The organism is Deltaproteobacteria bacterium CG11_big_fil_rev_8_21_14_0_20_49_13 (assembly GCA_002796305.1).
GTDB lineage: Bacteria > UBA10199 > UBA10199.
The window spans coordinates 6,795-13,124 of record PCWZ01000082.1; the positions used below are offsets into that span (position 1 = coordinate 6,795).

Annotated in this window: 4 protein-coding genes and 1 pseudogene; 1 reads left to right on the plus strand and 4 read right to left on the minus strand. The window is 48.9% G+C overall.

Annotated features, from left to right (window positions below):
* Positions 1–8: 8 nt before the first annotated feature.
* The 3 genes from COV46_07985 to hrcA are packed head-to-tail and all read right to left on the minus strand — an operon-like array spanning position 9 to position 2,955.
* On the minus strand, positions 9–1,238 hold the full coding sequence (locus COV46_07985; protein ID PIR16468.1) for a hypothetical protein: 1,230 nt from the start codon (positions 1,236–1,238) through the stop codon (positions 9–11).
* A 52-nt stretch (positions 1,239–1,290) separates the two neighbouring features.
* Positions 1,291–1,899: a nucleotide exchange factor GrpE gene (gene grpE, locus COV46_07990; GenBank protein PIR16469.1), complete on the minus strand. Its 609-nt coding sequence runs from the start codon at positions 1,897–1,899 to the stop codon at positions 1,291–1,293.
* Positions 1,900–1,926: 27 nt separating this feature from the next.
* Positions 1,927–2,955: a heat-inducible transcription repressor HrcA gene (hrcA, locus tag COV46_07995; GenBank protein ID PIR16470.1), complete on the minus strand. Its 1,029-nt coding sequence runs from the start codon at positions 2,953–2,955 to the stop codon at positions 1,927–1,929.
* A gap of 255 nt (positions 2,956–3,210) precedes the next feature.
* Between hrcA and COV46_08000 the strand changes: the two are divergent.
* A pseudogene (locus tag COV46_08000) lies at positions 3,211–3,945 on the plus strand (thrombospondin).
* Positions 3,946–5,085: 1,140 nt separating this feature from the next.
* On the opposite strand, the gene COV46_08005 reads toward COV46_08000, so the two are convergent.
* The gene (locus COV46_08005; protein PIR16471.1) at positions 5,086–6,234 is read right to left on the minus strand and encodes a hypothetical protein; all 1,149 of its coding nucleotides are present in this window, start codon (positions 6,232–6,234) and stop codon (positions 5,086–5,088) included.
* Positions 6,235–6,330: the final 96 nt, after the last annotated feature.

Here is a 6,330-nt window from a genome sequence, read left to right on the forward strand (position 1 = left end):
TGTATGATCTACCGGTTCATTGAAGGCGTTTGAATAGGCTCGCCATATTTTCCCCTTGGGGGCGGAGGGGTGTAGGTCCCTTCGAGTTCCTTTATATTATCACCTTTCACGGTCAGGACGAACATCCTTCTTATCACTTCCCTGTTTTGGTCGAATCCTGTGGAGCCTGTTGAACCTTCAATATCCGGAATGGCGGCAAGCGAGTCCCTGACATCTTTACCGTGCGCTCCGCCGGTGGCCTGAAGGGCCTTTGAGGCGAGCATTGTGGCGTCATATCCTTGCGATTCTAGGATGGTCGGTTTTAGTTTGTAGACCTGGTCGAATACGCTTATGAAATTCTGGACCGCTGCCGAATGGCTTGCGCCGGAGAACCCGTCCACGAATACGGCGCCCTGCACCGCCTCTCCGCCGCGTTCGGCGATATCTGCGCTGTTCCACCTATTGTTGCCAAGGAGCTGAACCCCTTCTATTCCTTCAAGCATCATGGCCGACGACAAATATCCGACCGCTCTGTATGAATCGGGGATGAAGAGGGCGTCGAACTTTACGCCCTTGCCGAATATTCCGGAAAAATCGAGGTTCGTCTCGCCATATCCTTCAGAAAGGACCACTCTACCGCCGGCTTTTTTAACTGCCTCGTTGAACAATCTTTTAGAGGCCTCGCCGTAGGTGGATAGGGGATATATGACCGCAAAGGTCTTCATCTTCTTTTTGTTGACCGCCCAATCTACTATCATCTCTATCTGGGACCTTGCGGTCATCGCTACGCTAAAGATGTATTCGCCCATCTGGGTCACGCCCTCTTTTTGCGAAAGTGATATGAGAGGAACTCCCAGTTCCTGGGCCTTTGCCGCGGCGGCTTCTACAGATGCGCTCGAAAGAGGGCCGATGATCACGCCAACTTTTTCCTTGTCAACAAGCTCTTCGACCGCCATGGCGGCTATGTCTGGCATCCCTTTATCGTCCTTTATAACAAGCGTTGCCTTTATTATGCCGTTGCACGGCGAATAGACCCCTGCGGCGCATTCGATCCCGTGAAGCGCCGATTCGCCGTAGATCTTATATTTTCCCGAAAGCGGAAGGATGACGCCGATCTTGTAGTTGTCGCCGCTCTTTGATTCAAGTTTGGTGATGGATGCGGGGGTAGATGTGCTCGTCCTGCCGCAGGAGATGAGGCATGAGGCAAGAAGCAGGAAGCAGGAAAGGACCACGGAAGACCTTACGGTAATGTTTTTCATATTCCCCCCCTAGCTTCCAGCTTCTAGCCTCCATCCTCCGGCCTCCGGCTTTTTATTCCTTCCCCTTCGAAACGCTAACGGTCGCCGGACGTATGACCCTGTCGTGAAGCTTCCATCCCTTTCGGTGGACCATAGCCAGCGTCCCTTCGGGTTGTTCGGAACCGATATTGGCCACCGCATCGTGAAAGTTGGGGTCGAACGTTTGGCCCGGCTCTGAGTCTAGAGTCACAAGCCCGTGTTTTGAGAGCGCTACAATAAAGTGGTTCTGGATGATCTTCACTCCGTCGGCTATCCCGGCGATTTCCGGAGACGGATCTTTTGGAATGTGTTCCAGTACCCGGTCAAAGTCGTCCATTACGGGCAGAAGGTCGTGAAGGAGCGACTGGTTAGCGTATTTCGCCTGTTCCATTTTTTCGCGCTCTATCCGCTTCTTGAAATTCTCGAACTCGGCCATCACCCGCAAGAGCTTGTCGTGATGTTCTTTCGCCTCATCCTCCGCGGCCTTTATCTGGTTTGACAGCTCATCGGTGTTCGCAAGAGGTTCGGCATTATCTGGATCTTGTTTTTCACCAGACCCTATACCTTGGACCCCGGACCCTTTTTCCTCCGCCTCTTTTTTCTTCTTCATCATCTCTTTTAATTGTTCCACCTTGTTCTTCATGTATTCTTCCCTCGTCCTTCTTCTACCCTACTTTCCCAATATATCACTAACAAGCCTTGCTGTAAAATCAACAGTTGGTATCACCCTTGAATAGTTCATCCGCGTAGGGCCTATAACTCCCAACGTTCCTACCACCTTTCCTTCTTTTTTGTAAGGAGTAGTTACGATACTGCAGTCCGAGACCGCTTCGACCCCGGTTTCGGCGCCTATAAAGACGCAGACCTCTTCGCTCTCCATCGAACGGTTCAAAAGATGCATTATATTCTTCTTTTCTTCAAGCTCTTCCATGACATGTTTCAATTTTTCCACATCGGCGAATTCAGGTTCGTTGAGAAATAAAGATTCACCCTGCACCAAGAGCTCGCTCTCTGAGGCCTCCACAAGGAGCTCTTTGGACCACAAAAGGGCCTTGGCGAGCAGTTTATCGTAGTTTGTCCTCTCTTTTTCGAATTCTTCCGAGACTTTTTTGAGCGCGTCTTCGAGCGAACACCCATAAAAGGATCTGTTGCAATAATTGGATATCTTCTCGAGCTCGGGGTATGAATATTCATCGCCTATGTCTATCACCCGGTTATGAACAAGGCCTTCGCGGGAAATAAATATGCCAAGGAGTTTTCCGGTAGAAAGGGGAATGAACTCCATATGTTTAAAGGTCATCCCTTGCGGTTTTGGCATTACGACAAGTCCGGTGTAACTGGAAACCAGCGATAATATCTTGGTGGTCCGTTTAAGGATATTTTCGACGCTCGAATGGGAGTTGGTGAACTGTCTTTCAATTGCCGATCGTTCGTCTTGGGTAAGCGCACGCCTGTTGATTATCGTGTTAACGTAGAATCTAAGCCCCGCAGGGGTCGGAAGCCTGCCGGCCGAGGTGTGGGGATGCATTAAAAGTCCCAGATCTTCGAGTTTTGCAAGGACGTTCCGAACCGTAGCACTGGAAAGGCCGAGGTTGAACCTGCCAGCGAGGTTAACGCTTCCGACAGGTGTTGCCGTTGCGACATATTCCGAAACAAGCAGGCTTAAAATGTCTATGTCTCTGGAGTTTAGCTTTATCATTTGTGTACTGTAGCGAGATATCAGGGCAAAACGCTCTTTGTCAAGGAACGCTAAGTTATTGACACTAAAAATTTAGATAGACGGATAAAAATATATCTAGACGCCATTAAGGCGTATAAACTTTAAATTTAATAAAATCAATAAGTTATTCACTTTTTATTTAAAATACTATGGGCGCGGCCTCGTGTTTAAAAAAGATACGTTGCTCTTCGGGGTGGATTGGACTAAACTGGGCTGAGATGGCAGAATTGGTAGATGTCAAATGTGTTTGGACGTATCCATGTGGGGTGTTATTTGATGATAAAATTCGGAGCCATAGTTTGCGTAATCTTATTAGACCTCCTTTTGGTCCTTGGGGTATCCTGCACCAAGACGGAAACATTGCCAACATCCGATAATGCGGCCGAGCAGACGACGGGCAACGTCAAAGATCCTCCCCAGAGCGCTACTGCTGACGGCGGAGGGGGCGTTGGAGGTGAAACGGCTCCCGGCAGCACCACAAGTTCGGCCCTTAACCAGGATGCCGATTATGACGGCGTGGTCAATGAAAAGGATGACTGTCCAGTAACTTTCAATCCCGACCAAAAGGATGCTGACAAGGACGGGATGGGAGATGTCTGTGACGAAGACGATGATAATGACGGCATTCCCGACCTGAAGGATAATTGCATTTTTATATCGAATCCGAATCAGGCGAACGGAGACGACGATCTATTCGGCGATGTGTGTGACACGGACATGGACAATGATGGAGTGCAAGATCCGGTCGATAATTGCCTGCAGATAGCCAATCCGTTTCAGGGAGATGCCGATAAGGACGGATTTGGGGACGAATGCGATCCTGATGCGGACAATGACGGAGTGTTGAACGAAAAAGACAATTGTCCGCTGGTGTCAAATCTGGACCAGGCAGATATGAGCGGTGATGGTGTAGGAGATGTGTGTACCAATGATTATGACGGCGACGGTATAATTAATGAAGCGGACAATTGTCCTTATAACGCCAATCTCAATCAGAGCGATTTCGATGACGACGACATCGGGGACAGGTGTGATACAAGCACTATATTTGAGGATGGCGAGATAGTTCCGCAGGACGAGATATACGAGCCCTTCTATAGCGCAACTTTCACTTCTAAAATATTCGACGTTTACGAACCTGCAACATGGGGTTCTATCTCGTGGGTCCCTGATGCCCCGTACTATAAGGAACTGCCTAACAACGGAAAAACAGAGACGGTATATTCAAAGGGGAACATTAACATGGACGATAATGTTCTACTTTTGCATATGAACGAAATAGAGGGTGGAAAATGCACGGGTTCGGGGGATGTTTGCGATTCGTCGTCTAAGCTCAAGCACGGCACGAACTATGGGGCTTCCTATGGGGCGAGCGGTAAATTTAACGGGGCCTTGTTGTTTGACGGAGTGGCGGACCATGTCGTTGTACCCGGAGGAGTGGATATGGGCGACAGAAGCGCGATAACGATTGCCGGATGGGTCAACAGGGCAGGGCCATCGTTACCGTATAACGTGTTATTGGTGCAGGGACAGCTCAGTGCCGAGTTGGATGTTTCCACTTACGGTATATTACTTGCGGGAATAAAAAATGAAAATAATCAAAGGGTCGTATTTCTCTCAGGTACAGGTTTAAATGTCGGTGAGTGGCATCATGTGGCCATGACATATGATGGTAGCGAAATAAAGGTGTACATAGACGGAAAGTTGGTGGGCACAAAGCCTCAAACAGGTCTAATAAAATCGGGCGGCGACGCCGTAATAGGCTATTATTCGAATGGTAGTTATTTTAACGGCTTGATAGATGATCTGGCGGTCTTTAAAAAGGCGCTCTCCGAAACAGAAGTGAAAGATCTGTATCAAAGAGGCGCCGGAAGGATAAAGTTTCAGGTTCGCACGTGCGCAAAATCCGATTGTGGCGGCATCATTTTTGTGGGGCCGGATGGAACGGCGGGCACATATTATTCCGAGAGCCTTGTCAATACGAACGGTCTTCCTTCTATACCGTTTGGTCAGGGCGCTCCCAAGAATCGGTATTTACAATACAAGGCCTATTTAGAGGCCGATGCCCCGGAGCTTGTCCCCCAGTTGGAGTCTGTAGAAATAGGTCCACTAGATTATAACGCTAAATAGGGTGTCTGATATAAGCCAGCCATCCGGGGTTAAGCGCAGAAATGTGGAAGCGCCGGAGTGGTTAAGCTGGGCAAGACCTTTTGATATCCATTTTTCTGTCAGGCCCGGATGTCTTGCATTGAAGCTTTCGAATTCTATCCCGTCGGACGTTCGAAGTCCCATAAAACAATATTCTTTAAAGGCCGTTCCGTCGTCGATCTCTTCGATGGTATATTCGAGGTCGCTAATAAGATACTTTTTAATATCATCTTTGACGGTAAAGCGCCTGTTCCCTGTCTGACCTGTGGCAGAAGGGCCGAGGCCAAGCCATTCTCCGTAATGCCAGTAGTTGAGATTGTGACGGCAACGGAATGGGGAAGCGCGTAAGTGCGTAAGTGCGTGAGCTTGTGAGTTGGAGGACGTCATTTTGGCGAAATTGGATATTTCGTAGTGCCCAAATCCGGCCGAAGTTAATTTGTTGTGTGCTAGTAACCACATCTCGCGAGACAGCTCCTCGGATGGAAGATCGGAGAATCTATCGGTCGTGAGCTGATACGCCGAGATATGCTGCGGCCCCAGCGCTATGGCCCGATCGAGGTCATCTTGAAGTTCATCAACTGTTTGACCAGGTAATCCCCACATGAGGTCTATGCTTATATTTTTACATCCGGCCTCTTGAAGGGAGAGTATCGCTTTCTCTGCGGTCTTTGAATCGTGAACGCGGCCGAGCTTTTTAAGCTGGATGTCGCTGAAGGTCTGTATGCCGACGGAAACGCGGTTGAATAAGTGCGCGAGCATGTAAGTGAGTGAGCATGTCCCGAGAGCAGTCGAGGGGCGCGTAAGTGTTTCCGGATTGGCTTCTATCGACAGCTCGATTTCAGGAGATAATTTAAAAGTAGTTGAAAGGTGGTTTAAAAGTTGTTCCAGAGATTTCGGCGAGAGCATCGTAGGCGTTCCGCCGCCAAGATATATCGACCCGATCTCCCTTTCTTCAAGGCCGTATTTTTTGGACTGGATATCCGCTTCCCGACATAAAGCGGCAACGAATTCCTTTTGCGGAACATCTTCCGGTTTTGAGGCTACCGAATGAAAGTCGCAGTAAGAACATTTTTTAAGACAGAAGGGGACGTGAACATAAATAGAGAACATGAGGGCACCTCTATAAACCCATTGTTATGTCATTGCGAGGAGCGTCCAGCGACGAAGCAATCTCCATAAATCAAGTGTTTATGGGGGATTGCCGCG